18 protein-coding genes and 2 tRNA genes are annotated in these 25,647 nt (G+C 63.7%); 11 read left to right on the top strand and 9 right to left on the bottom strand.

Going from position 1 to position 25,647, the window contains the following annotated elements:
• Positions 1-18: 18 nt before the first annotated feature.
• Positions 19-1,479: an efflux transporter outer membrane subunit gene (locus C8E02_RS10145; protein WP_120810681.1), complete on the top strand. Its 1,461-nt coding sequence runs from the start codon at positions 19-21 to the stop codon at positions 1,477-1,479.
• Positions 1,480-1,694: 215 nt separating this feature from the next.
• Here C8E02_RS10145 and C8E02_RS10140 read toward each other — a convergent pair whose 3' ends face one another.
• The gene (locus C8E02_RS10140; RefSeq protein WP_120810680.1) at positions 1,695-2,735 is read right to left on the bottom strand and encodes a zinc-dependent alcohol dehydrogenase family protein; all 1,041 of its coding nucleotides are present in this window, start codon (positions 2,733-2,735) and stop codon (positions 1,695-1,697) included.
• Between the two features lie 134 nt (positions 2,736-2,869).
• Between C8E02_RS10140 and C8E02_RS10135 the strand changes: the two genes are divergently transcribed.
• Complete coding sequence (locus tag C8E02_RS10135) at positions 2,870-3,349, top strand: Lrp/AsnC family transcriptional regulator (RefSeq protein ID WP_120810679.1); 480 nt, start codon at positions 2,870-2,872, stop codon at positions 3,347-3,349.
• 146 nt (positions 3,350-3,495) lie between these two features.
• Here C8E02_RS10135 and C8E02_RS10130 read toward each other — a convergent pair whose 3' ends face one another.
• From C8E02_RS10130 to apbC, 3 genes are all read right to left on the bottom strand, one after another.
• Positions 3,496-4,695, bottom strand: a complete 1,200-nt coding sequence (locus C8E02_RS10130; RefSeq protein WP_120810678.1) for an ammonium transporter — start codon at positions 4,693-4,695, stop codon at positions 3,496-3,498.
• Positions 4,696-5,080: 385 nt separating this feature from the next.
• Positions 5,081-5,866 (bottom strand): glutamate racemase, encoded by a 786-nt coding sequence (gene murI / locus C8E02_RS10125; protein ID WP_120810677.1) that lies wholly within the window; start codon positions 5,864-5,866, stop codon positions 5,081-5,083.
• Positions 5,867-5,872: 6 nt separating this feature from the next.
• Positions 5,873-6,955, bottom strand: a complete 1,083-nt coding sequence (gene apbC, locus C8E02_RS10120) for an iron-sulfur cluster carrier protein ApbC (protein ID WP_245961121.1) — start codon at positions 6,953-6,955, stop codon at positions 5,873-5,875.
• Positions 6,956-7,320: 365 nt separating this feature from the next.
• Between apbC and C8E02_RS10115 the strand changes: the two genes are divergently transcribed.
• The 6 genes from C8E02_RS10115 to C8E02_RS10090 all read left to right on the top strand — a co-directional run bounded on the left by C8E02_RS10115 (position 7,321) and on the right by C8E02_RS10090 (position 13,594).
• Positions 7,321-8,562, top strand: a complete 1,242-nt coding sequence (locus C8E02_RS10115; RefSeq protein WP_120810675.1) for an MFS transporter — start codon at positions 7,321-7,323, stop codon at positions 8,560-8,562.
• 101 nt (positions 8,563-8,663) lie between these two features.
• Positions 8,664-10,724: a methionine--tRNA ligase gene (metG, locus tag C8E02_RS10110; RefSeq protein WP_120810923.1), complete on the top strand. Its 2,061-nt coding sequence runs from the start codon at positions 8,664-8,666 to the stop codon at positions 10,722-10,724.
• A gap of 232 nt (positions 10,725-10,956) precedes the next feature.
• Positions 10,957-11,142, top strand: coding sequence for a hypothetical protein (locus C8E02_RS10105; RefSeq protein WP_047967572.1), 186 nt, complete (start codon positions 10,957-10,959; stop codon positions 11,140-11,142).
• Between the two features lie 95 nt (positions 11,143-11,237).
• A tRNA-Met gene (locus C8E02_RS10100) sits at positions 11,238-11,314 on the top strand.
• A gap of 105 nt (positions 11,315-11,419) precedes the next feature.
• A tRNA-Met gene (locus tag C8E02_RS10095) sits at positions 11,420-11,496 on the top strand.
• 508 nt (positions 11,497-12,004) lie between these two features.
• Positions 12,005-13,594: a methyl-accepting chemotaxis protein gene (locus C8E02_RS10090; protein ID WP_120810674.1), complete on the top strand. Its 1,590-nt coding sequence runs from the start codon at positions 12,005-12,007 to the stop codon at positions 13,592-13,594.
• Between the two features lie 387 nt (positions 13,595-13,981).
• Here the strand turns inward: C8E02_RS10090 and C8E02_RS10085 are convergent, their stop codons facing one another.
• Together C8E02_RS10085 and aptA are read right to left on the bottom strand one after the other, a co-directional pair.
• Positions 13,982-15,475: a CoA-acylating methylmalonate-semialdehyde dehydrogenase gene (locus tag C8E02_RS10085; protein WP_120810673.1), complete on the bottom strand. Its 1,494-nt coding sequence runs from the start codon at positions 15,473-15,475 to the stop codon at positions 13,982-13,984.
• A 37-nt stretch (positions 15,476-15,512) separates the two neighbouring features.
• The gene (gene aptA / locus C8E02_RS10080; protein ID WP_120810672.1) at positions 15,513-16,853 is read right to left on the bottom strand and encodes an omega-aminotransferase AptA; all 1,341 of its coding nucleotides are present in this window, start codon (positions 16,851-16,853) and stop codon (positions 15,513-15,515) included.
• A 369-nt stretch (positions 16,854-17,222) separates the two neighbouring features.
• Here aptA and C8E02_RS10075 point away from each other — a divergent pair, with 369 nt between their 5' ends.
• Entirely contained in the window at positions 17,223-18,140 is a 918-nt protein-coding gene (locus C8E02_RS10075) for a LysR family transcriptional regulator (RefSeq protein WP_120810671.1), read from the top strand.
• 162 nt (positions 18,141-18,302) lie between these two features.
• Positions 18,303-19,646, top strand: a complete 1,344-nt coding sequence (locus tag C8E02_RS10070; protein ID WP_120810670.1) for an HD-GYP domain-containing protein — start codon at positions 18,303-18,305, stop codon at positions 19,644-19,646.
• A gap of 556 nt (positions 19,647-20,202) precedes the next feature.
• Here C8E02_RS10070 and C8E02_RS10065 read toward each other — a convergent pair.
• Genes C8E02_RS10065 through C8E02_RS10055 form a run of 3 tightly spaced genes read right to left on the bottom strand, consistent with a single transcriptional unit; the run spans position 20,203 to position 23,387 of the window.
• Positions 20,203-20,526: a YdbL family probable chaperone protein gene (locus C8E02_RS10065; protein ID WP_047968442.1), complete on the bottom strand. Its 324-nt coding sequence runs from the start codon at positions 20,524-20,526 to the stop codon at positions 20,203-20,205.
• 9 nt (positions 20,527-20,535) lie between these two features.
• Positions 20,536-20,712 carry a YnbE family lipoprotein gene (locus C8E02_RS10060; protein ID WP_047968441.1) on the bottom strand — a complete coding sequence of 59 codons (177 nt, stop codon included), beginning with the start codon at positions 20,710-20,712 and terminating at the stop codon, positions 20,536-20,538.
• Positions 20,709-23,387: an intermembrane phospholipid transport protein YdbH family protein gene (locus C8E02_RS10055; RefSeq protein WP_120810669.1), complete on the bottom strand. Its 2,679-nt coding sequence runs from the start codon at positions 23,385-23,387 to the stop codon at positions 20,709-20,711. The genes C8E02_RS10060 and C8E02_RS10055 overlap by 4 nt, the downstream gene beginning before the upstream one ends.
• Before the next feature lie 494 nt (positions 23,388-23,881).
• Here C8E02_RS10055 and C8E02_RS10050 point away from each other — a divergent pair.
• A partial coding sequence (locus tag C8E02_RS10050; protein WP_120810668.1) for a retention module-containing protein occupies positions 23,882-25,647 on the top strand: 1,766 nt, incomplete at its 3' end.

The following is a 25,647-nucleotide window of genomic DNA, read 5'->3' as shown; positions in this document are numbered from 1 at the left end:
CAAATCCGGAGCCTGTCCGTGCTAGCTAAACACCCACTTGCCTTGCTCATCGCCGTCAGCCTGTTGACCGGCTGTGCCGTCGGTCCCGATTATGTCCGGCCCAACATGCCGATGCCTGAACGGTATCTGGGCGCGGCCACGGTGGAACAGCGCCATGCGTCCACCCGTGCCGACCTGGCCGTATGGTGGGAGGGTTTCGGTGATCCGCAACTGAGTCGATACGTGATGCTGGCGCTGGAACAGAATCTCGATCTTGCGCAGGCATCCGCTCGCGTCGTGCAAGCGCGGGCGGGTCTGGGGGCGGCCCATGCCGCCTTGCTGCCTGCCGGCAATGTCGGCGGCCAGGCCGCCAGGGCCTACCAATCCGTTGAAACGCCCATGGGTCAAGTCTTGAGTTCGACACCCGGATTCGACCGCTATGGCAATGCCTACGAGGCCAATCTCGGGGCCAGCTGGGAACTGGACTTGTTCGGTGGCTTGCGGCGCGGGCAAGAAGCGGCGCTGTCCGAGTATCAGGCTTCGGAAGCCGGCGCCACGGCCACGCGGCTGGCGGTGGCAGCCCAGACCGCCGACATCTATATCAGTATCCGCGGATTGCAAACCCGCCTGGATGTTGCCCGTCGGCAGGTGCAGAAGCAGCAGGAACTGCTCAAGATCATCCGGCGGTTGTATGGCAAGGGCTTGGCGGCCGAACTGCAGGTGAACCAGGCCGAAGGGGTGCTTGCCCAGGTTCAGTCCTCCGTGCCAGTGCTCGAAACGGGGCTGGACGCGGCGATGAACGCACTGGATGTGATGCTGGGCTCGTCACCCGGCACGCATCGCGCCGAGCTGGCCGAAGTCGGTGCCATCCCTCTCGCCCCACGCATTGCCGCCACCGGATCACCGGGCGAGTTGCTCCGGCGCCGGCCTGACCTGATCGTGGCCGAGCGCCGTCTGGCGGCATCGAATGCCCGTATCGGCGTCGCTCTTGCCGAGTATTACCCCAAGCTCACGCTGAGCGGACTGATCGGCAGCGCGACGGCCGTGTCCGCCGGCAATCTGTTCACTAGCGGTGCCAGCCAGGCCGCCGGGGTGCTGGGGCTGCGCTGGCGTCTGTTCGATTTTGCTCGCATCAACGCGCAGATCGACCTGGCCAAGGGGCAGGAAGCAGAAAGGTTGGCCGCGTATCGGCTTGCCGTGCTACGGGCAAGCGAGGACGTGGAAAACGCCTTCTCGGCCCTGGTCAAACGCGAAGAACAGGCGGCTGTCCTTGCCAAAGGTGTGGACTCGCTCGGCCGCGCCCGGTCGGCCTCGTTTGCCGCCTATCAAAAAGGGGTCGTCAGCCTGATCGAGGTGCTGCAAGCCGATGAAAGCCTGCTCCGCGCCGCCGACGCACAAGCACAGGCGCAAACGGAATCGGCACGCGCAGCGGTCGCAGCCTTCAAGGCACTGGGTGGTGGTTGGCAGCCTCACGAATCCGAGGTGCTGGCAAGCAAGTAGCAACAGGAGCGGGACAGGGCTCCTGTGCAAACCTGCCATTGTGAGTCTGGCTACTCATTGGCTGCCTTGGCCGAACTTCAGATGAATTCCTAGTACTCAATAATGGCCACCATCAGCACAAGGGACTCAGTGTGGCCACTTGAGCGGGCGCGCGTCGGGACCTCGAAATTGGCTTGTGGCACGAACACGCTTCGCGTCGAAGCCTCACGCCCATCTCAGAACTCCGTGACGACCGTCACGCCTGCCACTTCGAATTTGTCCATATTCATCAGCACATCGATCGACTGTTCAAGGTTGATCGTCCGGCCGATGAGCTTTTCCGGCGCCAGCTTGCCCGACTTCATCATCGCGAACATCGCGTCATAGCGGTGCGCCTGCATGCCGTGGCTGCCCAGGATTTCAAGCTCATGCGCGATGACCTTGCTCATCGGAATGGCCGGGGTGCTGTGCTCGCCCAGCATCAGGCCGACCTGCACATGCTTGCCGCGTTTGCGCAAGTTGCTGACCGAATTGAAACAGGTGACAGGGTGCCCGAGAGCATCCAGTGACACGTGCGCGCCGCCGCGGGTGATCTCCAGCACGGCTTCGACCACGTTGGGCACTTTGGCGGCGTTGACCGTGGCCACCGCACCGAGCGCACGGGCGAGATCGAGCTTTTCTTCCGAAATATCAATGGCGATCACATTGGCGCCAATGGCATTGGCAATCATGATGGCGGACAGGCCGACGCCGCCGCAGCCGTGAACCGCCACCCACTGGCCGGCCGAGGTCTTGCCCTGGTCCACCACCGCGCGGAACGAGGTGACGAAGCGGCACCCCAGGCTGGCCGCGGTGGTGAAATCCAGCGTTTCCGGCAAGGACACCAGATTGATATCCGCCTGATGGATGGACACGTACTCGGCAAACGATCCCCAGTGGGTGAAACCGGGCTGGAACTGGTGGTCGCAGACTTGATGGTTGCCGGAGTGGCACTCTGGGCAATGGCCGCACCCGGCCACAAACGGAACCGTCACCCGGTCGCCCACCCGCCACTTCGTCACCTGCTTGCCGACCGCCTCCACGACACCGGAGAACTCGTGCCCCGGAACATGGGGAAGCTGAATGTCCGGATCATGACCGACCCAGCCATGCCAGTCGCTGCGACAAACGCCGGTCGCCATGACCTTGATGACGACGCCGCCGGATTCCGGCGTCGGGTCGGGAACGGTCGTCAGTTGCGGCGGGGCGGAAAACGATTCGTAGACAACAGCTTTCATGAGCGGCTCCTGTGTTGAAGTGTTCCTTCATTGTGAAGCATTGCCGTGAATTTACCTTTCTGTTTTCGATGGGAATAACGGCGAATATGAAATAATATTTCGCCAGTGAAAACGGATTGAAAGGTTGTTTCGCCATGGCCGCACTAGACAAAGTGGACATTGCCATTGCCGACCGGCTGCAACAGGATGGCCGGCTGTCCAATGCCAGGCTTGCCGAGCAGCTGGCCCTGAGCGAGGCCTCTTGCTGGCGGCGCCAGAAACGGCTGGAAGAGATGGGCGTGATCGAAGGCTATAAAGCGGTACTGAACCGGCGCAAGCTCGGGATCGGCGTGATGGCCTTTGTGCAGATCGTTTGTACGCAGCACAGCGAGGAAGTCACGGCCGCGTTCGAGCGGATCATCCAGGCTAGCCCCAATGTGCTCGCCTGCCACAACACAACCGGCGAGGCCGACTTCCTGTTGCAGGTCGTTGCCAGGGATCTCGATGATTACAGCCATTTTGTCGAGAAAGTGCTGAGAAAATTGCCGGGCGTATTGAGCATCCGCTCGAATATTTCATTGCGGGAGATGAAGGTGACGAACAAGCTGCCGATTACGGACATCGATCTGGCCTAGACCGGCCGGGGCGACTCGCCGCTGCCGCTCCACCGCACCTGTACGGACACTCCACAAAAAGAGGCCCCTTTCGGAGCCTCTCTTTGCGTCGAGTCCGACTGCCCGGATGGCAAGCCGTCCCGGCCGTCCCGGTCTTTCCGGATCGCCTACCAGTTGCTCTCCCGCTCCGGGGTGGCGGTGATGTTGTGGATGGACAGGTCGGCGCCGTTGAATTCTTCCTCGTCGCTGAGGCGGATGCCGACCACTTTTTTCAGCACGCCGTACACCAGGTAGCCGCCGCCAAAGCCGATGCCGACGCCGGCCGCGGTGCCGATCAGCTGTGAGGCCAGGCTGACGCCACCGGCGCCGCCAAGCCAGTGCTGGCCGAACAGGCCGGCGGCGATGCCGCCCCAGGCGCCGCACAGGCCGTGCAGCGGCCATACGCCGAGCACGTCGTCGATCTTCCAGCGGTTTTGCGTGAGGGTGAACAGGTAGACGAACATGGCGCCGGCGACGCCGCCGGTGACCAGCGCGCCCAGAGGGTGCATCACGTCGGAGCCGGCGCACACCGCCACCAGCCCGGCCAGCGGGCCGTTATGGATGAAGCCGGGGTCGTCGCGGCCGGCCCACATCGCGGTCAGCGTGCCGCCCACCATCGCCATCAGCGAGTTGACCGCCACCAGGCCGGAGATGCCGCCGACCTTCTGTGCGCTCATCACGTTGAAGCCGAACCAGCCGACGATCAGGATCCAGGCGCCCAGTGCCAGGAAGGGGATGGACGACGGCGGGTGGGCACTGACGCGGCCTTCCTTGGTGTAGCGGCCGCGGCGGGCGCCGAGCAGCAGCACCGCCGCCAGCGCGATCCAGCCGCCGACGGCGTGCACCACCACCGAACCGGCAAAGTCGTGGAAGGGCGCGCCGAAGTTGGCCGCCAGCCAGTCCTGGAGGCCGAAGTGACCGTTCCAGACGATGCCCTCGAAAAACGGATACACCAGTCCGACCAGCAGGAAAGTAGCCGCCGACTGCGGGTGCAGGCGCGCGCGCTCGGCGATGCCGCCGGAGACGATGGCGGGAATGGCGGCGGCAAAGGTCAGCAGGAAGAAGAACTTCACCAGCTCAAAGCCGTTGGCCTGGCTGATGTGGCTGACGTCGCTGAAGAAGTGCACGCCGTAGGCGACGCCGTAGCCGACAAAGAAGTAGGCCAGCGCCGAGATGGCGAAGTCGGTGAGGATCTTGACCAGGGCGTTGACCTGGTTTTTCTTGCGCACGGTGCCCAGCTCCAGGAAGGCGAAGCCGGCGTGCATCGCCAGCACCAGAATGGCCCCGATCAGTAAGAACAATACGTCGTTTGCACTTGTTTCCGTCATGCTTGCGCTCCAATGGTGCGTATCCGTGGTGCAGCACGGCGGGCTGCGGATACGAATGCCTGTGATTGGGGCGCTTTCTTGCAAAAATGGTGCCAGCGGGCGCCAGCCTTGTGCATCAAGGCGTCATGACGATGCCTTGCGCTGAGCACTGGTGCGGAGGAGGGTGGTTGCCTTGATTTGGTGCGGACTGATGTGCGCTATTGGTGCGTGCTGCGCTGCGGCCAACGTTGGCCGCAGCCTCAGAACCTGTTCACGTGCTACTGCGACTTGATCTCGATGGGGTGATGCGGTGCAGGCGGCGGCTTCGGCATGCTTGTTTATATCTGGATAAACGCCGCTTCCGCAGCCGTTTTCGTCTTGCCTCGCGGAGATCGTGAACACGCTCTCAGGCCGGCTGCAGTGCCTCGACGCGGTCGTCGCGCTGCAGGATCTGCTGCAGGAATTGTTGCATGCTGTGATCGTCGCCGGTGGTGACGAAGCGGTAGTGCGGCGGCGTCTGCGGGCCGCTGCGGCAGTGGTGTTGCTGCAGCAGGCGCAGCGTCTGGCGCACCACGGCGTCGGTGGGGTCGATGATGTCGATGTGCGGCGGCAGCTGGGCGCGGATCAGCGGCGCCAGGAACGGGTAGTGGGTGCAGCCGAGCACCACGTGGTCGACGTTGTGCGCCAGCAGCGGCGCCAGCGCCGCAGCGACGGTGCGCCGGGCCGTGTCGCTGTCCAGCTCGCCGCTTTCCACCAGCTCGACAAAGCCGGTGCCGGCCTGGCTGTAGATCTCGGCGTGGTCGTGCAGCTGCGCCGCCAGCTGGCGGAATTTCTCGCCGCGCAGCGTGGCCTGCGTTGCCAGCACGCCGACCTTGCCGCTTTGCGTCGACAGCGCCGCCGGCTTGATCGCCGGCTCCATGCCGACAATCGGCAGTGCCGGGTGGCGCTGGCGCAGGTGGCGCGCCGCGGCGCTGGTGGCGGTGTTGCAGGCGATCAGCAGCAGGGTGGCGCCCTGTGCCAGCAGGTAGTCGGCGATCAGCTCGGCGCGGGCGATCAGCTCGTCGTCGCTGCGCCCGCCGTAAGGACAGTAGCCCTGATCGGCCAGGTAGATCACCGGTTCGTCGGGAAGCTGGGCGGTGAGCTCGCGCCACACCGAAAGGCCGCCTAGGCCGGAATCAAACATGCCGATCATGAGGGATTAACTGTTCTGGATGACGATTTTCGGGAATTTACCAGAGAAGTCGCGTGCCTTGTCACCGACCTTGACCGCCACCTTGCGCGCGATCTGCTGGTAGCGTGCCGCCAGCGCGCTGTCCGGCGCCGCCGCCACCGTCGGGCAGCCGTCGTCGGTGGCCAGGCGGATGCCCAGATCCAGCGGCAGCGAACCGAGCACGTCGACGCCGTACTGGGCGCTCATCTTGTCGGCGCCGCCGTGGCCGAAGATGTGTTCTTCGTGGCCGCAGTTGCTGCACACGTGCATCGCCATGTTCTCGACGATGCCGAGGATGGGCACGCCCACCTTCTCAAACATCTTCAGCCCCTTTTTCGCATCCAAGAGCGCGATGTCCTGCGGCGTGGTGACGATGATGGCGCCGGTGACCGGCACCTTCTGCGACAGTGTCAGCTGGATGTCGCCGGTGCCCGGCGGCATGTCGATCACCAGGTAGTCCAGCTCGTTCCACAGCGTGTCGTTGAGCAGCTGCTGCAGCGCCTGGCTCACCATCGGGCCGCGCCACACCATCGCCTGGTCCTCGTCCACCAGGTAGCCGATCGACATCGTCTGCACGCCGTGCGCCGGCAGCGGCACCAGCTTGCCGTCGATCACCTCCGGCTTCTGGCCCTGCAGGCCCATCATCAGCGGCTGCGACGGGCCGTAGATGTCGGCGTCCAGAATGCCGACCGACGCGCCTTCCGCCGCCAGCGCCAGCGCCAGGTTGGCCGCGGTGGTGGACTTGCCGACGCCGCCCTTGCCGGACGACACCGCGATGATGTTCTTCACCCCCGGCAGCAGCGGCACGCCGCGCTGTACCGAGTGGCTGGTGATCTCGCTGACCACGTCGATGCTCAGCTTGCGCTCGCCGGCCAGCGGCGCAAGCCGTTCGCGGAACAGCTCGGCGATGGCGGCGAAGCGGCTTTTGGCCGGGTAGGGCAGGACCACGCGCACATTGAGGTGGGCGGCATCGTTTTGCTGCACGCTGACGCCTTTGCGGTAGGGCTTGTGGGTGTCTTCGTCGATCAGGTCGGCGATGGCATCGAGAATGTCGGTGTCGGTCAGGGCCATGTCAGTAGTCCGGGAAGCGGCGTCGCCATGGACGCCAAACAATTTGCCGAGTCGGGAAAGCATGATGGGTGATCTTGAGCGGGATGAATAGCCGACTATTTTAATCGGGTTTGCCGCGGGCGAACAGGCTTGCCCGCCGTTTTGGCTGCAGCCGTCATGATAAGCGCTGCGCCGGCGTCGTGCATGCCGCTGTCGGCGTGGCTGCGGCCAACCTTGGCACAGTGTGGCGCTTACTTTTTTGTCATGGTGGCGATATAGACAGATTTGCTGGTGCAAGTGCCTGATTCGGCGTAGAATCGACGCCTTTTTTCTGAACCGGCGCAGGGCGGCAGACTGCGCTGTTGTGGTTTTTCCGAGGTTATGTTTTGTCTGAATTCACCAAGATTTCCCGTTTGACCCCGGCGCGGATGCTGTTCCCGCTGGCGCTGGTGCTGTTTGAATTTGCGGTCTACATCGCCAACGACATGGCGCAGCCGGCGATGCTGCGCGTGGTGCAGGAGTTCGGCGTCGGTATCGAGTGGGTGCCGATGGCGATGACCGCCTTCCTGCTTGGCGGCGCGCTGATGCCGTGGCTGACCGGGCCGCTGTCCGACCGCATCGGTCGCCGGCCGGTGCTGCTGGGCGGGGTGGTCTATTTCATCGTTGCCTGTCTGGCCACCTATCTGGTGACCTCGATCGAGGCGTTCATGGCGCTGCGCGTGCTGCAGGGCGTCGGGCTGTGCTTCATCAATGCCGTCGGCTACGCCGCGGTGCAGGAGGCGTTCGAGGAGAAGACCGCGGTCAAGGTCACCGCGCTGATGGCCAACGTGGCGCTGATCGCGCCGATGGTCGGCCCGCTGGCCGGCGCCGCACTGATCGAGTTTGCGCCGTGGCGCAGCTGCTTCCTGTTCATCGCCGGCGTGTCGCTGCTGGCGCTGATCGGGCTGTGGTGGAAGATGCCGGAAACGGTCAACGTTGGCCGCACGCGCGCGCCGTTGCGCCGCATGGGCGCGGACTACCTGGCGCTGCTCGCCGACCGCCGTTTCGTGCTGTCGCTGCTGTGCATCCCGCTGCTGGCGATGCCGCTGATGGGCTGGATCGCGCTGTCGCCGGTGCTGCTGGTGGAAGACCTTGGCATGAGCACCGTCGAATACGGCCTGTGGCAGCTGCCGGTGTTCGGCGGCCTGATCGCCGGCAATTTCGCGCTGGTGTTGCTCACCGAGCGCCTGGCGCTGGGGCGCTCGGTACTACTGGGCATGTGGCCCATCGTCGGCGGCCTGGCGCTGATGCTGGGCGGCATCCAGTTCAGCAGCGTGCCGCACATCTATATGGTGGCCGGCATGAGCCTGATGGCGTTCGGCGAGGGGCTGTCGTTTGCGGTGCTGTACCGCTTCGCGCTGATGGCCAGCACGGTGAGCAAGGGCACGGTGTCGGCGGCGATGAGCATGCTGTCAATGGCCGGCTACGCGCTCGGCATCGAGCTGTTTCGCCACGCCTATATCGCGGGCGGCATGATCGGCTTCGCGCTGATGTCGCTGCTGACCTCGCTGCTGTTCGTGCTGGTGGCGCGGCCGCGGGTCCGCCACGCGATGAAGCTGCGCGCGGCGCCGGTGGCGCAGGCAGCCTGATGTTTCGGGCGCACTGTTTATAAAGGTTGGCCGCAACGCTGTTGCGGCCAACCTTTGTCGTTATAATCGACGGTTTCGTATTGCTTATCGGGATGCATTTCATGACTAAACGCCAGATTCTGGTTACCAGCGCACTGCCGTACGCCAACGGCGCCATCCACTTGGGTCATATGGTTGAACACATCCAGACCGATGTCTGGGTGCGCTTCCAGAAGATGCGTGGCCACGAGTGCTACTACGTCTGTGCCGATGACACCCACGGCACCCCGATCATGCTGGCCGCGGAAAAGCAGGGCATCACCCCGGAGCAGCTGATCGAGCGCGTCAATACCGAGCATCTGGCCGATTTCAGCGGCTTCCACATCGGTTACGACAACTACTACAGCACCAACAGTCCGGAAAACAAGGCGTTCTCCGAGCAGGTTTACTTGGCGCTGAAGGCCAACGACAAGATCGCCAGCCGCACCATCGAACAGCTGTTTGATCCGGAAAAGAACATGTTCCTGCCGGACCGCTTCGTGAAGGGCGAATGCCCGAAGTGCGGCGCGGCCGACCAGTACGGCGACAACTGCGAGAAGTGCGGCGCCACCTACAGCCCGACCGAACTGAAGAACCCGTACTCGGCGGTATCCGGCGCCAAGCCGGTGCTGAAGACGTCCGAGCACTACTTCTTCCGCCTCGGCGAGTGCACCGACTTCCTCAAGGACTGGACCGGCGGCAGCAGCCTGCGCGGTGACGGCGGCAGCCAGGCCCACCTGCAGGCCGAGTCGCTGAACAAGATGAACGAGTGGATCGAAGGCGGGCTGCAGGACTGGGACATCAGCCGCGATGCGCCGTACTTCGGCTTCGAGATCCCCGGCGCGCCGGGCAAGTACTTCTACGTGTGGCTGGACGCGCCGATCGGCTACATGGCCAGCTTCAAGAACCTGTGCGATCGCACCGGCATCGATTTCGACGCGTGGTTCAAGCCGGACAGCAAGACCGAGATGTACCACTTCATCGGCAAGGACATCCTCTACTTCCACGCGCTGTTCTGGCCGGCGATGCTGAAATACGCCGGCTACCGCGCGCCGAGCGGCGTGTTCGCGCACGGCTTCCTGACCGTGGACGGCCACAAGATGTCCAAGTCGCGCGGCACCTTCATCACCGCCAAGTCCTACCTCGACTGCGGCCTGAATCCGGAATGGATGCGCTACTACATCGCCGGCAAGCTCAACGGCCGCATCGAGGACATCGACCTCAACCTCAATGACTTCGTCGCGCGCGTCAACTCGGACGTGGTCGGCAAGTTCGTCAACATCGCCAGCCGCGCCGCCGGCTTCATCAGCAAGCGCTTCGGTGGTCAGCTGGCGGCCAAGCTCGAAGACGAAACCCGCCTGCTCGGCAACATCGCCGGTGAAGCGGAGAACATCGCCGCCGCCTATGAGGCCCGCGAGTATGCCAAGGCGCTGCGCGAGGTGATGGCGATTGCCGACATCGTCAATGGCTATGTGGACGCCAACAAACCGTGGGAACTGGCCAAGCAGGAAGGGCAGGACGCGCGCCTGCACGAAGTGTGCAGCGTGCTGATCAACGCCTTCCGCCTGCTGACCATCTACCTGAAGCCGGTGCTGCCGAAGCTGGCCGAAGGCGTGGAAGCCTTCCTCGACGTGGCGCCGCTGCAGTGGGCGGATGCCGACCAGCTGCTGCTGGGCCACACCATCAAACCGTACCAGCACCTGATGCAGCGCATCGATCCGTTGCTAGTGGAAAAACTCATCGAGGCGAACAAGCAAAGCATGGAAACACAAGCACCGGCCGCCGCGGCCAACTACGAACCATTGGCCGACACCATCAAGATCGACGACTTCGCCAAGCTGGACCTGCGCGTCGGCAAGGTGCTGGCCTGCAACTTTGTGGAAGGCTCCGACAAGCTGCTGCAGTTCACCGTCGACCTCGGCTTCGAGCAGCGCAACATCTTCTCCGGCATCCGCAGCGCCTATCAGCAGCCGGAAGCGCTGGTTGGCCGCAAGGTGATCGTGGTCGCCAACCTGGCCGAGCGCAAGATGCGCTTCGGCGTGTCGCAGGGCATGATCGTGTGCGCCTCCGGCCCGGAGGACAACTCCGGCCTGTTCCTGCTGGACGCCGACGACGGCGCCGAACCGGGCATGCGCATCGGCTGATCGCCTTGCCTGTTTGCCAGAGCTGCCAATGCCCCGTCGCCGACGGGGCATTTTTCATGGCGGCGATTCATCAGATTTTCATAATTGCTGCTTAAGCTGTGATCAGTGCTACGGGAACTCCGTGAAACTACCTATAGTCAATAGCAACATAAACACGTTATCGTAGCGTGAGCTTATGTTGTTTCAGTAAGCCGGATAATCGTCAGAAAAAGAATGACAAAAAGGAAAAATCATGAGAATCAACCAACTTGAGCCAGGCCATAGCATCCTGGAAACAACCGACAGCGGTGAAGAAATCCGCTTTGAAGTGATCAATGTCAAGCCGCTGGGCCGACGCTACGAAGTGACGATGCGCACTTCCGCCGGTCTGGAAAGTGTGGTCTACCCGGGCAACGCCTACGTACAGACCGCCGCCTGACATTGCGTGGTGCCACAATCAAAGCCCTGCCTTGCAGGGCTTTTGTCTTTTTGCTTGACGCACCGCAATATACGCGGTACTATCTCTTTCTCAGTCGCGGGATGGAGCAGTCTGGTAGCTCGTCGGGCTCATAACCCGAAGGTCGTAGGTTCAAATCCTGCTCCCGCAACCAGAATTCATAAAACAGTTTGGCGACTAAACTGTTTTGCGTTGAGAAATATAAATGGCAGTTCGCCACTTGTTTTTCATGGCGCAATCTATACTTGCAGTATTCAGTCGCGGGATGGAGCAGTCTGGTAGCTCGTCGGGCTCATAACCCGAAGGTCGTAGGTTCAAATCCTGCTCCCGCAACCACATATAAACCCCTGATTCAATTGAAAAATTGAATCAGGGGTTTTTTGTTTTTCAGGCTTCCCTGAGTATCACAAACTGCTGTTGTGACATTTGCGTACCAAATCCGAGACGCGGGCTGTGACAACCTGAGGCGCATTTTGACCTTGGGGTACAGCTTGTCACTGCCACATCTTGCTTCGTCCTTGCCCAGTCCGGTTGACGTCCCTTAAGTGTTCTATCGTGCCAAGCTTTTGCCTGTGTTCCCTGTCGTCATGTGAAATCTGAGGCGATGCAAGCCGCTGCGGCCCTTTTGCCAGTCATGCGCCCGCGCTAGGTGCGCCTTCAAAATCGAGGCGGCAGAAGGCTGAGCCAACTTCAGAATCCTAGTGGACATCTTTCAACAGAAAAAACGACATCCACATAAAAACCTTCTGGAATAGTGAAGCCGAGTGTCATACAACGTAGATCAGGCGCTGACTTCAACACGACGGCGCGATCAGTCCCGTTAGTCACGCTTGAAGGGGTAGCCATGCGCCAGAATCTTCCCGTCACCGAGCAGGAGTTGTTTCTTGATCCGCGTAGTCCCATTGTCACCAAGACTGACCTTAAAGGCCGGATTTGCTATGCCAACCCGGCCTTTGTCGAAATCAGTGGCTTTACTGAGGCGGAGTTGATCGGTCAGCCGCACAATATCGTACGCCATCCGGATATGCCGGCGGTGGCGTTTCTGGATCTCTGGAACACCATCAAGCGCGGCCAACCTTGGCAAGGACTGGTAAAAAACCGCGCCAAGAATGGCGCGTTTTACTGGGTGGAGGCCTACGTGACCCCCTTGAGTGAAAACGGTCAACACATCGGCTACATGTCGGTGCGTTCTACGCCCGCCCGTGACAAGGTCAGGGGAGCCGAGCTGCTGTATCGCGCCATCAACGCCGGGCAGGCCAGCTTTCCATCTACAGCGCAAACGACGACCCCATCCTGGCTGATGCTGCAGCTGGTGATCTTCAGCGTCACCCTGTTGGCTGGCGGCATCAGTATCCTGCTGTTGCCGAACAGTTGGCAGCAAGGTGCGCTCCTGCTGGCATTCCTGCTTGGCTGCCTTGCCACACTTGGGCTGCAACAACGAGTGCGGGCCACACTGCTTGCCGCGAATGCGGCGCTGCTTCGCTTTGGTGAGGGTAATTTCAAGGAGATGGTGGCGGTCCAGGGACCACGTGAATGTGCCGACTTACGGCAGCGACTGGAAACAACCCGCATCAATCTGCGAGCCATCCTCGCCGACGTGGTCTCCGCCAGTGCCAGTATCGGTCAGGAGGCTGACAATATCGGCCGCCAGGCCGCCACCCTGCAGGAGCGGGCATCGGATGAAAGCAACGACATCGCTCACATCGCCGCCGCACTGGAGCAACTGACCGTCTCGGTCAGCGAAATTGCCGATACCACCCGTACCGGCTCGGATCATGCCAGCACCGCCCGCCAGCTGGTGCAGCAGGGCAGTGCCCACATGCAGCATACCTTGCAAAGCACCGACAGCATGCTCGCTGCCATTGGTGAGGTGCGCGCTACCCTGGAGCAATTGAACGGCGCGGTGACGCGCATCGGCTCAATAAGCCAACTGATCGGGGATGTGGCCGATCAGACCAACCTGCTGGCACTTAACGCGGCCATTGAAGCGGCTCGTGCTGGCGAGCACGGTCGCGGTTTTGCCGTCGTCGCCGACGAGGTGCGCAAACTGGCCGAGCGTACCAGTCACAGTACCCGTGAGATCGGCGACTCGATCGGACAGGTCCGACAGCACACTGATGCCGCCTTGTCCTCCATTGACCACGCCAGCCAGGTGACAAGGCAAGCCAGCGAGCTGATCGGCGCGACCTCGTCCAGCCTGGTACAGATTGATCAGGCGAGTCTGGGCGTGGCCAACAGTGCGCAGGATGTGGCGTCCATGCTGGTACAACAGTCGCGCGCCTCGACCGAGGTCGCCCACAATATGGAAAAGGTCAGTGCCATCACCGAAAATAACGCCCATAACGTGGCTCAGACTGCTCAGGCCGCGGGTGAGCTGATGGGAACCACCAAGGCGTTGAAACAGCTGGTGGCGCACTTCGAAAAGTCATTGTGAGTCGCGGTGTATCCGCCCGTAGTGGGAGGGGGCTTGGTGCCCGGGTTCTTTGCCGGGTGTTTTGGTCCGCTGGGTTGCTTTTTCCTGTGTTGGGCGCAGGTTCGGGAACGTGCTCAAGCAGGCCGCCAAGCGGGCAGTCGAAGTGACCTGTCCCGGGCGAGGCTACGCAAAGCAAACCCTGCTGCGGCTCGGGAATATCCGCCAAAAATGGACGATCTCGGTTCGTGACGGGAAGGTCTTGCAGACTCGATCGGTTGTGTGGCGATGCGCCCAGGCGGTGAGCACGGCCTTGATCACGCGCGGGCGAACGTGACAACGCGGGCGCTGCGTGTGCAGCGCCCGCGTTGCATGGTGTGCCAGCCGGCCAGGTGTGGCCGGCAGCCGGCATTACAGGCTAGGAAACGCGAACTGCGATGCCTCGTGGCTGGCGCGTTGCGGCCAACGTTGGGTGATGGTCTTGCGCTTGGTGTAGAAACGCACGCCATCCGGGCCGTAGGCATGCAGATCGCCGAACAGCGAACGCTTCCAGCCGCCGAAGCTGTGGTAGGCCACCGGCACCGGCAGCGGCACGTTGACGCCGACCATGCCGACTTCGATCTCGTCGCAGAACAGGCGCGCCGCTTCACCATCGCGGGTGAACAGGCAGGTGCCGTTGCCGTATTCGTGATCGTTGATCAGCTGCATCGCGGCTTCCAGGCTGCCGACGCGCACGATGCACAGCACCGGCCCGAAGATTTCCTCGCGATAGATGCTCATCTCCGGCGTGACCTTGTCGAACAGCGTGCCGCCGACAAAGAAGCCGGATTCGCAACCGGCCACCGACAGCTGGCGGCCATCGACCACCAGCTCGGCGCCCTGCGCCACGCCGCTGTCGATATAGCCCTTCACCTTGTCGCGCGCCGCGCCGGTGACCAGCGGGCCCATGTCCAGGCCGCAGGAGGTGCCGGCGCCGATCTTCAGCGCCGCGATCTTCGGCACCAGTTTTTCCACCAGCTTGTCGGCCACCTGGTCGCCGACCGCCACCACCACCGAGATCGCCATGCAGCGCTCGCCGCAGGAACCATACGCCGCGCCCATCAGCGCGTTGACGGTGTTGTCGAGGTCGGCATCCGGCAGCACCACCGCGTGGTTCTTGGCGCCGCCCAAGGCCTGTACGCGCTTGCCGCGCTTGGTGCCCTCGCTGTAGATGTACTCGGCGATCGGCGTGGAGCCGACAAAGCTCAGCGCCTTCACTTCCGGCGCCTCGATTAGCGCGTCGACCGCGGCCTTGTCGCCATGCACCACGTTGATCACGCCCTTGGGCAGACCGGCTTCGTGCAGCAGCTGGGCAATGAACAGGGTGGAGCTGGGGTCGCGTTCGGACGGCTTCAGGATGAAGCAGTTGCCGCACACGATGGCCAGCGGGTACATCCACAGCGGCACCATGGCCGGGAAGTTGAACGGGGTGATGCCGGCCACCACGCCCAGCGGCTGGTGGTCGGACCAGCTGTCGATATTCGGGCCGACGTTGCGGTTGTATTCACCCTTCAGCAGCTCCGGCGCGCCGCAAGCGTATTCCACGTTCTCAATGCCGCGCTGCAGCTCGCCGACCGCGTCTTCGATGGTCTTGCCGTGCTCTTCGCTGATCATGGCGGCGATCTTGTCACGGTTGGCTTCCAGTAGCTGCTTGAAGCGGAACATCACCTGCGCGCGCTTGGCCGGCGGGGTGTTGCGCCAGGCCGGAAACGCCGCCTTGGCCGCGTCGATGGCGGACTGGATGGTGGCCTGGTCGGCCAGCGCTACCTGGCGCACGGCTTCGCCGATGGACGGGTTGAACACCGGTGCGGTGCGGCCAACGTTGGTGACGAGCTCACCATTGATCAGATGGGCGACGGTAGTCATGTCTTTACTCTCCGGTATGCGGGAAATCGGTTGGCGATCAGGCGGTCTGGTTCAGCACGTCGCCGACGGCGTTGAACAGGGTGTCCAGTTGCTGCGCAGTGGTGTTGAAGGTCGGCCCGAACTGCAGCGTGTCGCCACCGAAGCGCACGTAGAAACCGGCCTGCCACAGCTTGATACCGGCCTCGTACGGGCGGATGGCGGCGTCGCCGTCGCGGGTGGCCAGCTGGATGGCGCCGGCCAGGCCGCAGTTGCGGATGTCCACCACGTGCTTGCTGCCGCGCAGGGCATGCAGCTTTTCTTCGAACACCGGTGCCAGCGCGGCGGATTGCTCGATCAGCTGGTCGCGCTGCAGCAGCTCCAGCGTGGCCAGGCCGGCGGCGCAGGCCACCGGGTGGCCGGAATAGGTGTAGCCGTGGGTGAACTCGATCATGTGCTCGGGCGTGCCCTGCTGCATGAAGGTGTTGTAGATCTCGCTGGAGGCGATTACCGCGCCCAGCGGAATGGCGCCGTTGGTCACCTGCTTGGCGGTATTCATGATGTCCGGGGTGACGCCGAAGTAGTCGGCGCCGGTCCACTTGCCCATGCGGCCAAAGGCGGTGATCACTTCGTCGAAAATCAGCAGGATGCCGTGCTGGCTGCAGATCTCGCGCAGGCGCTGCAGGTAGCCCTGCGGCGGCACGATCACGCCGGCGGAGCCGGACATCGGCTCCACGATCACCGCGGCGATGTTGGAGGCGTCGTGCAGCTCGATCAGCTTCAGCAGCTCGTTGGCCAGCTCCACGCCGCCGGTTTCGGCCATGCCCCTGGTGAACGCCATGCCCGGCTGCAGGGTGTGCGGCAGGTGGTCGGCGTCCATCAGCTGGCCGTACATCTTGCGGTTGCCGCCGATGCCGCCCAGCGCGGTGCCGGCGATGTTGACGCCGTGGTAGCCACGGGCGCGGCCGATGAAGCGGGTCTTGCTCGGCTGGCCTTTCAGGCGCCAGTAGGCCTTGGCCATCTTCACCGCGGTATCGGCACATTCGGAGCCGGAGCCGGTGAACAGCACGTGGTTGAGGCCGTCCGGCATCAGGCCGGCGATCTTGTCGGCCAGGCGGAAGGCCAGCGGGTGGCCGTACTGGAAGCCCGGCGCGTAGTCCAGGGTACCCAGCTGGCGGGCGACTGCTTCCTGGATCTCCTGACGGTTGTGGCCGGCGCCACAGGTCCACAGGCCGGACAGGCTGTCGAAGATACGGCGACCCTTGTCGTCGATGAAGTAGTTGTTCTCGGCGCCCACGATGATGCGCGGATCACGCTTGAACGCGCGGTTGGCCGAAAACGGCATCCACTGGGCATCGAGATTCAGATCGCTGACGGCAAATTGGTCGTTGCAGTTGTTCATGACGTGGCCCCTGTGAGCGCTGTGTTGATGATTGAGCCTGTTCATGGTCTTTTTACGGCTGCGGCCGGATTCTGCCGGATGCAACGCTAGGAGAGCGCTCCGCCGCAGTGTCATTCACTGCCAGGGGCGATCGACACCGCGATGCACCGGCTGAACCCGGCCCCGTAGGGCTGGCTCGGCAAACGGCCATCTGCGTTGTTGGCCGGCTTGGCCTTAGAACGCTAAGGCCGGCGCCGTCCGCCTGGCATCTGACCATTTGCCGTGCCAGCGCAGCCGCCAAAAGATCATGAACAGGCTCATAGCTTGCAATAGAACTGTAGGTGAGTTAAATCACATCTTTCTCACGTTAAGTTGAGTGTTTATTCAACTATGAGCAAGAAGACTTCCCTGAGCCAGGTCAGCGATTTCGATATCCGCCTGCTGCGCCTGTTCAAGACCGTGGCCGAGTGCGGTGGCTTCTCGGCGGCGGAGAGCGTGCTGGGCATCAGCCGCTCCGCCATCAGCCTGCACATGGGCGATCTGGAGAAGCGCCTCGGCATCCGTTTGTGCCAGCGCGGCCGCGCCGGGTTTGCGCTGACCGACGAGGGGCGCGAGGTGCTGCACGCCAGCCAGAGCCTGCTGGCGGCGATCGAAGGCTTTCGCAGCCAGGTCAACCAGCTGCACCAGCAGCTGCGCGGCGAGCTGAATATCGGCATCGTCAACAGCCTGGTGACGCAGTCGCGCATGCGCATCACCCAGTCGCTGCGCGCGCTGAGCGAACAGGGGCCGGGGGTGCGCATCAATATCGGCATGATGACGCCCAGCGATATCGAGCTGAAAGTGCTGGACGGCCAGCTGCACGTCGGCGTGGTGCCGCTGGTCAGCCCGCTGGCCGGGCTGGACTACATCCCGCTGTACGAGGAGGACTCGCTGCTGTACTGCAGCCAGGGCCACCCGCTGTTCTGGCGCGCCGATGCTGATATCAGCGATGCCGACATCGCCGTCGCGCCGGCGGTGATCCCCGGCTTTCGCCTGCCGCCGGAGGCGCAGCAGTGCCAGCAGGCGCTGAACGGCAGCGCCACCGCCAGCGACCGCGAAGGCATCGCCTTCCTGATCCTGACCGGGCGCTACATCGGCTACCTGCCGGACCACTTTGCCGCCAGCTGGGTGGCGCAGGGCAAGCTGCGCGCTATCCGCCCGCAGCAGCTGCACTACCAGGTGCCGCTGACGGTGGTGACGCGCAAGGGGCGGCGGCCCAACCTGGTGCTGGAAAAATTCCTGGACGAGCTGGCGGTCAGCAGCGACTGACACGGCCCGCGAGCCGGCGGTCGCCCATGATGCATTGTGGGTTTTCTATGGAAATCGGGTTGCGAATGGCTATCGCCGCCGCCGTTTTTATCGCATCCTGCGCAGCATTGCCGTGCGGCCAACGTTGGCCGCGACTGCCGGCTCATTTCAATCGGGAAGCGCATGGCCACCACCCTGAAACTGTCCGAACTCATCAGCGCGCTCAGCTACGCGCTGGATATCACCGAGGGCCAGCCGGAAGGCCACTGCATCCGCAGCTGCTGGATCGGCATGCACATCGGCCAGGCGCTGGGGCTGACGGCGCAGCAGCTGTGGGATCTGTACTACACCATCCTGCTGAAAGACCTGGGCTGCAGCAGCAACGCGGCGCGCATCAGCGAGCTGTACCTTACCGACGATCGCCAGTTCAAACAGGATTTCAAGCTGGTCGGTGCCAGCCTGCCGCAGATGCTGGGCTTCGTGTTCAGCAACACCGGCACCCACGCCAGCAGCTGGCGCCAGCGCGCACAATCCATCCTCAACGTGCTGCGTCACGGCAAGGAAATGGCCGACGAGCTGATCAACACCCGTTGCCATCGCGGTGCCGATATCGCGCGCCAGCTGCGTTTCAACGGCAGCGTGGCCGCCGGCATCCAGGCGCTGGACGAGCACTGGGATGGCTCCGGGCGGCCGCTGGGCCTGCAGGGCGAGACCATTCCGCTATCGTCGCGCATTGCGCTGCTGGCGCAGGTGCTGGACGTGTTCCATGTTACCCACGGCCGCCACGCGGCGCTGACCGAGGTGCAATCGCGCGCCGGCAGCTGGTTCGACCCGCAGCTGGTGGCGGTGATCGGTCAGCTGGGCGCCAGCGCGCCGTTCTGGCAGCAGCTGGAAGCCGACGATATCGACCAGGCGGTGCTGGCGCTGGAGCCGGCGCAGTGTGCGGTGCCGCTGGACGAGGACTATATGGACGAGATCGCCGAAGGTTTTGGCCAGGTGGTGGACTCCAAGAGCCCGTTTACCGCCGGCCACAGCCAGCGCGTCGGCCATTACGCCGACTGCATCGCCGCCGAGCTGGGCATGGCGCCGGCACGCCGCCGCTGGCTGAAACGCGCCGCCTTGCTGCACGACGTGGGCAAGTTGGGGGTCAGCAATACCATCCTCGACAAACCGGGCAAGCTGGACGCCGACGAATGGGCGGCGGTGCAGCGCCATGCCGGCTACACCGAGACCATCCTCGAGCGTATCGGACATTTTGCCGAGATGGCACGGGTGGCCGGCGCGCACCACGAAAAGCTGGATGGCAGCGGCTACCCGCGCGGGCTGGGCGCCGACGCCATTGCGCTGGAAACCCGCATCATCACCACCGCCGACATTTTTGACGCCATCAATGCCGAGCGCCCGTACCACCCGGCCACACCGGTGGCCAGGACGCTGGACATCATGCGCCAGCATCTGCACAGCGCCATCGATGCGGAGTGCTTTGCCGCGCTGGAGCGGGTGCTGCGCGCCGAGGGGGCGCTCTAGGGGGTGCGAGTTTGCCGGCGCCGTGACCCGATGAGGGGCGGGCCGGATGTCGTATCGCGGCGTGGCACGGCAGCCTGCGCCCGCGCCAGCAGGGGTGAGCCGCCCCGCATGGCGCAAAGGTTGGCCGCAAGCGCCTGCGCCTCTTGCTGGCAGCGGCGAGCGATGCGACATGTACGATTCTTCATGGCTGAAGCAGCAACTTAGCCGCTAACAGAACCTCGCAGCGCACCTGAGCCAAGGCGTGCCGACGCAGACAGTACAAGTCGTACGGCAAGGAGGCGCAACGCAGGATCAGGGGGGGTGTTAGCAGCTCATATCGCTGAAATGAACACGCTGCTGCTGCTGGCGGGTACGGGGTGCACTTACAGGGCAGGCTGGGGCGGTGCATGCCCCTGCTCATCCCGGTGTCAGGCAATGACGCCATCCCGTCGCGACAGCCACGACCATTCCGGCAACGGGTTTGCGCAATGCGCGTCGCTCATCAGGCATTGTCTGCCAGCGCCGCGGGCAGGCCGGCGTGCCGGGCCGACACCCGGCTATGCTGCTGGGGCGGTGACTACTTCTTCACCCACTGGCCGTTGGGTGCCTTGACGTAGCTGCCGGGTGGGGTTTTTTCGATGGCTTTCTGGCCGGCCAGTATCGCGACCTGGTCCAGGGTAGTGCCGTTTTTCTTGGCGATGGCGTCATAGGCCTCGCGGCGCTTGGCGTTGATGTCCGCCGCCAGCGAAACCGCTTCCGGGGTGGCCTTCACCACGCCGAGGTAACCATCCGGCTGTTCGCCGACCAGGCCCTGCGCCTTGGCGCCGCCCACGTCCAGTGCCATTGCCAGGCTGCTGCAGAGCAGCAGGCCAATTGCCATCCATCGTGCTGCCGTTTTCATGCTGTGCTCCTAGAACAGACTGCTGTCGGTGGTGAGGTTGTCGATGTCTTTTTCCACCTTGAGGCGGATTTCGTGATCGATCTTCACGTTGAGGTTGATGGTGATGGGTTCCTTGGGCACTTCCAGTGCCACCCGCGGGGTGCAGGCGGTCAGTGCCAGGAGCGGTATCAGCCAGACGGGTTTCATGGCGAAGTCTCCGGTGTGGGGTTGCGCGTGGCAGCCGATTGTTTGCGGCTGAGCACACGGCGGGATATTTCATCTCCGATACGCAGGCTGCGTAACAGTTCCAGCACATTTTCACTATGGCTGTAATTCAGCACCACAGGTTGGCGATTTTGTCTGGGGTTGACCCCTTTCAGCGTCACCTGAGCGTCCAGCAGGCCGTTCCTCGACATGGCCAGCCTGGCCTGGAAATCGTTGACGTCCAGCTCGCTGAGCATGTCCAGCGCCAGCTGCACCGCCCGGTTGGATTGTGCCATGGCCGTTACCCCGGCGCTGGCCGGCACGCGCAGGGTCAGCTCGCCTTCGTTGCGCAGCAGCCCGTCTTGCAGCGCGATGCCCGCCGGTAACAGTTGCAGCGGCAGGGTGCCGCCGACGCGACCGGTGAGCTGTACCGTGGGCTGCGGGTCATTCTGCAGCGCCGCCACGGCGGCCAGGTCCAGCTGCTGCACGGTCACCGGCTGGAAGGCGCTGGACGGCCAGTGCAGGCTGTCGGCCTGCAGGCTGCCGCCCAGCAGTTTGGCGTGCACGGCGCCCAGCTGCCAGTCTTTCAGATCGGAGCGCAGGGTGAGCGACACGTCCTGCAGCAGGGTACCCACGTCCAGCTGCGCCAGTTGTAGCGGGCCATCGCTCTGCAGCTGCAGTTGGCCGGGACGTGCGGCCAACGTTAGCCGGCCACGGCCACCGTTGGCAAGGATGCCGCCCCAGTCCAGCGCCACATCACTCAGTCGCACGTCGCCGTTCAGTTGCCATTGTTTTTGCCATTGCCACTGCAATTTGCTGGCCAGCTGTCCCTGTTGCAGGGTAACGCCCAGGCCGCGGCTCATGGCGGCGCTCAGCGGCGTATCCAGCTGCAGGCTGCCGGCGGCGCCCTCGCCGTGGCGGCGGGCGGTCAGTTGCAGCTTGCTGCGCCAGGCTGGCAGTTGCAGCTGGCCGCTGGCACGCTCGCCGGCCAGTTGCAGCGTGCCGTTGGCCGGCGGTAGCGTCCAGCGGCTGGCCACCGCGCCACCTGCCGTCAGCGCCAGCTGGCCGTGGGCACGGCTGCCGTCCGTCCGCAGTGGGCTGGTGGCCAGCAGGCTGAGCGGCTTGAGCAGCACGTTGCCGACGATACCCTCGGCAATGTCCAGCTTGCTGCCGCTATCCAGTTGCCAGTTGCCGGCGCTGCCGCGCCAGTTGGCCGCCAGTTGCAGCGCGCCGCCTTTGCTGTAGAACGGCGGGCGACTGCTGGCAGCGAGTCTGCCTTGCCAGCCCGCCCCTTGCTGGCGTGCAGCCAGGGTGCCCTTGAGTGGCCAGTCCTGATAGTGGCCGGCAAAGCTGGCGTTAAGCACCGGCTGGCGCGGGTCGATGGCGTTGACCGGCAGGCTGATCGCCAGTGCCAGTGGCGGCTTGCTGACCTTCAGTTGCAGCGGGACACCGTGCGCGCCCTGCGCGTCGAACTGGCCGCGCCACTGGCCGGCCAGCTGGTAGCCGGCATGGCGGCCAGCCAGCGCCAGCGCGCCTTGCCACTGCCAGCGGCCATTGCCCCAGCGCAGCGTGCCGTCGTGACTGCTCAGCTGCAGCTGCTGGTAATCGAGGCGGAACGGCAGGCGGCTGCTACCGCTGGCGGTCAGCGGCAGTTGCCACGCTTGCGGCCAACTCAGGCGCACGCCCTGCGGCAGGCGGGCTTCGCCGGCGGCCAGCGTCAGCTGGCGGCTGGCCCATTGCAGCGGAATGCGGGCGTGCAGGTCTTTGCCGTCCAGCTGCAGCAGGCCACTGCCGCGTTGCAGGCTGTGATCCTGCGGGGTGAGTTGCAGCTGTAGCTTGCCCTGTGGCCCGCTGGCCAGTAGGTCGGCCTGCAGGCTGTGCACGCCGTCCAGATCGCCGCTGGCCTGCAACGCCCGGCGCGGTTGCAGCAGCCAGCCGGCGGCCAGCGGCAGCGCGTGCGGCAGCGTGGCCTCCAGCTGCCACTGGCGGTTGTGCAGCGTGGCCTGCAGGCGGGCATCGCCACGGCGGGCATCGCCCTGATAGCCCAGCTGGCGGCCATCGGCCTGCACGCGGGCTTGCAGCTGGCCGGGCAACCAGCGTCCGCTGGCCTGCAGCTGCCATTGCCCCAGCAGCTGCGGCGAAAGCCGCGCTGCGGCCAACGTGCCCTGTGCCTGCCACTGGCCGTTGTCGCGCCGGTAGTCCAGTGCCAGCTTGTCGGCACCCTGTGCCAGCTGCGCCTGCCAGCGGTCGTTTTGCTGTGTAACGGCGGCGGCCAGCGCGGGAAGGCCAGGGGCCTGCAGGCTGGCGATGTGCAGGGTGAACGGCGGCAGGCCGGCGGGTGGCGGGGCCGGCAGCTCGCGTGGGCCGGCCTTGCTGCAGGATTGCAGCTTGAGCTGCTGCAGGCTGATGGTAAGCGGCTGCCAGCGCTCGATGCGCAGGCCACTGCCGTGGGCGGCGACGCAATCCTGCTGCCGCCATTGCCATTGCGCGATCGTGGCGCCGCCATCGCGCCAGCCCGGCCCCTGCAGTTGCAGGCCCTGTTGCTGCAGCCACCAGCGGGCGCCGGCTGTCGCCGCCAGCAACAGTGCCAACAGTACGAGCAGGGTAAACAGCAGCCAGCGGCGCCCACGGTGGTGGGCGGCTGGTGAAGTGGTCGGCGGGGTTGGGGGCTGGGTCATGGCTTAATGGCGAGATCTATTTCGTTGTTGCCGTAGTGATGCTGTCGCCGGCAGGGCTGCGCGCGGCAGCCTGTTGCTGCGGCAGTCTCAAGAAGGGGCCACTGGGCGGATTGTCTGGCAACAAGAGGAGCCATCGCTGGGCGGGTACCGTAAGACATGAATAGCTGAAGTATATACGGCACGGCGGCCGATGCTGAATGGGTGTGCCGGTGGTGCTTGTGACAAGTAAAGAATTATTCGTGGCCATAAGGATAAGCAAGGGGGAGAGCTGGTGCGGCTCGTCAATCCGGTGCATTGACTTCCGAGCGACCGTCTTGCTCCTGTTTTCGGCGAGTGCGAAGAAGGGGTTTCCCCGACTAAATGTGACTCCGTGTGCACAAAAATGCAGACACGTTCTTTGCGGCGTTTCTCGTGTTGCCCTTTAGTACAATGGGCTAAATTTTCGCGTTCCAGTAGATTGACTGCATCATGCAAAATGTCAATGGAGTGTTTAAATGAGTGTAGCCCACAATCAAGGCAAGATCGTTGCAATTAGCGGCAAGATCATCGCAGTTGCGGTAGATGGTTCGCAGCGCGTACTGAAGGTGGGCGACACCGTAGCGGTGGGTGAGCGCCTGATCGTACCGGCTGATGGTGTCATCGAGCTGCGGGCAGACAATGGCAACATCGTAAAAATTGCTGAAGCCCGTGATCTGACTATTACCGATGACGTATTCGGTCCTGCAACCGCCGATGTCACCGATGCCGCACTGGCTACCCTGCCAAGCGAAGCGCAGCAAGTCCTGGCTGCGCTGCAGGATGGTCAGGATCCATTGCAGAACCTGGAAGCGACCGCAGCCGGCCTGGCTGCAGGTGGTGGTGAAGATGGTGGCAGCTCCTATACCATCCTGGGCCGTGTCAGCGAAGACATTACCGATGCCAGTCTGGCGGCGGGTACTGCTAGCAATGCCAGCATTGAAACCATTGCCGCCACGACCGGCAGCCTGGATGCCTCCCAGACGTTCAACCAGCCTTCCGTGCTGGTTGCTGATAGCAATTTCATTGATGAAGACGGCATGGCTACCGGCAATCTGCTGGAGAATGACAGTGACACTGACGACGCGCTCAGTGTTGTTGGTATCACGGTCAACGACCGTACTTTCCCTGTGGATACTGAAGAAGGCGCATTCATCGAACTCGAGTCTGGTGTGCTCCAGGTCGGTGCCAACGGCGATTACATTTTCTCTCCGGCAAACAACTGGAACGGCACCGTTCCAGTTATTACCTACACCACCAACACCGGTAGCAGCAGCACGCTGACCATCACCGTCAATCCGGTAGATGACCCTAGTGTGCTGAAGGCAGACAGCAATACAGTTGAGGAAGACACGCCAGCCAAGGGTAATGTGCTGGAAAACGACAGCGATATTGATAGCGAGCTGAGTGTGGTGAGCATTACCGTCGACGGCCGCAGCTATACCGTTGACGCTCAGGATGGCGCTTTCGTCGAGCTGGAATCCGGCATGCTGGAAGTTTCCGCTAATGGCGATTACATCTTTACCCCAGCCAGTAACTGGCACGGCACGGTACCCACCGTTGCATACACCACTAATACTGGTAGCAGTAGCACCCTCAGCATCAGCGTCACCCCGGTGACCGACGGCTTCAGCGACGGCAATGAAACCGTCAGCGTGGCGGAAGACACCACCCTGGAAGGCAGCGTGCTGGGCGGTACCAGCAGCGTGGACGGCGACGTGCGCGTCACCGGCTTCAGCATCGGCGCCAACAACTACGCCGCTGGCGCCAGCGCCAGCATCGACGGCGTCGGCAGCCTGCAGCTGAACGCCGACGGCAGCTACGTGTTCACCCCGGCGGCCAACTACCACGGCGCGGTACCGCTGGTCAGCTACACCGTCAGCGACGGCGTGAGCAGCGACAGCTCCACCCTCAGCATCAGCGTCACCCCGGTGACCGACGGCTTCACTGACGGCAACGAAACCGTCAGCGTGGCGGAAGACACCACCCTGGCAGGCAGCGTGCTGGGCGGTACCAGCAGCGTGGACGGCGACGTGCGCGTCACCGGCTTCAGCATCGGTGCCAACAACTACGCCGCTGGCGCCAGCGCCAGCATCGACGGCGTCGGCAGCCTGCAGCTGAACGCCGACGGCAGCTACGTGTTCACCCCTGCGGCCAACTACCACGGCGCGGTACCGCTGGTCAGCTACACCGTCAGCGACGGCGTGAGCAGCGACAGCTCCACCCTCAGCATCAGCGTCACCCC

The organism is Vogesella indigofera, from assembly GCF_003633895.1.
Lineage (GTDB): Bacteria > Pseudomonadota > Gammaproteobacteria > Burkholderiales > Chromobacteriaceae > Vogesella > Vogesella indigofera.
Note: the sequence above shows the minus strand (reverse complement) of the source record. Positions and strands in the feature narration are given on the sequence as shown.

Excerpts from the sequence above, each read along its gene's own strand:
- C8E02_RS10060 (WP_047968441.1), bottom strand. The coding sequence starts at position 20,712 with ATGAAACCCGTCTGGCTGATACCGCTCCTGGCACTGACCGCCTGCACC.
- C8E02_RS10055 (WP_120810669.1), bottom strand. The coding sequence starts at position 23,387 with ATGACCCAGCCCCCAACCCCGCCGACCACTTCACCAGCCGCCCACCAC.
- metG (WP_120810923.1), top strand. The coding sequence starts at position 8,664 with ATGACTAAACGCCAGATTCTGGTTACCAGCGCACTGCCGTACGCCAAC.
- C8E02_RS10130 (WP_120810678.1), bottom strand. The coding sequence starts at position 4,695 with ATGACGGAAACAAGTGCAAACGACGTATTGTTCTTACTGATCGGGGCC.
- aptA (WP_120810672.1), bottom strand. The coding sequence starts at position 16,853 with ATGAACAACTGCAACGACCAATTTGCCGTCAGCGATCTGAATCTCGAT.
- C8E02_RS10090 (WP_120810674.1), top strand. The coding sequence starts at position 12,005 with ATGCGCCAGAATCTTCCCGTCACCGAGCAGGAGTTGTTTCTTGATCCG.
- C8E02_RS10070 (WP_120810670.1), top strand. The coding sequence starts at position 18,303 with ATGGCCACCACCCTGAAACTGTCCGAACTCATCAGCGCGCTCAGCTAC.
- C8E02_RS10140 (WP_120810680.1), bottom strand. The coding sequence starts at position 2,735 with ATGAAAGCTGTTGTCTACGAATCGTTTTCCGCCCCGCCGCAACTGACG.
- apbC (WP_245961121.1), bottom strand. The coding sequence starts at position 6,955 with ATGGCCCTGACCGACACCGACATTCTCGATGCCATCGCCGACCTGATC.
- C8E02_RS10135 (WP_120810679.1), top strand. The coding sequence starts at position 2,870 with ATGGCCGCACTAGACAAAGTGGACATTGCCATTGCCGACCGGCTGCAA.
- C8E02_RS10105 (WP_047967572.1), top strand. The coding sequence starts at position 10,957 with ATGAGAATCAACCAACTTGAGCCAGGCCATAGCATCCTGGAAACAACC.
- C8E02_RS10075 (WP_120810671.1), top strand. The coding sequence starts at position 17,223 with ATGAGCAAGAAGACTTCCCTGAGCCAGGTCAGCGATTTCGATATCCGC.
- C8E02_RS10085 (WP_120810673.1), bottom strand. The coding sequence starts at position 15,475 with ATGACTACCGTCGCCCATCTGATCAATGGTGAGCTCGTCACCAACGTT.
- C8E02_RS10065 (WP_047968442.1), bottom strand. The coding sequence starts at position 20,526 with ATGAAAACGGCAGCACGATGGATGGCAATTGGCCTGCTGCTCTGCAGC.
- murI (WP_120810677.1), bottom strand. The coding sequence starts at position 5,866 with ATGATCGGCATGTTTGATTCCGGCCTAGGCGGCCTTTCGGTGTGGCGC.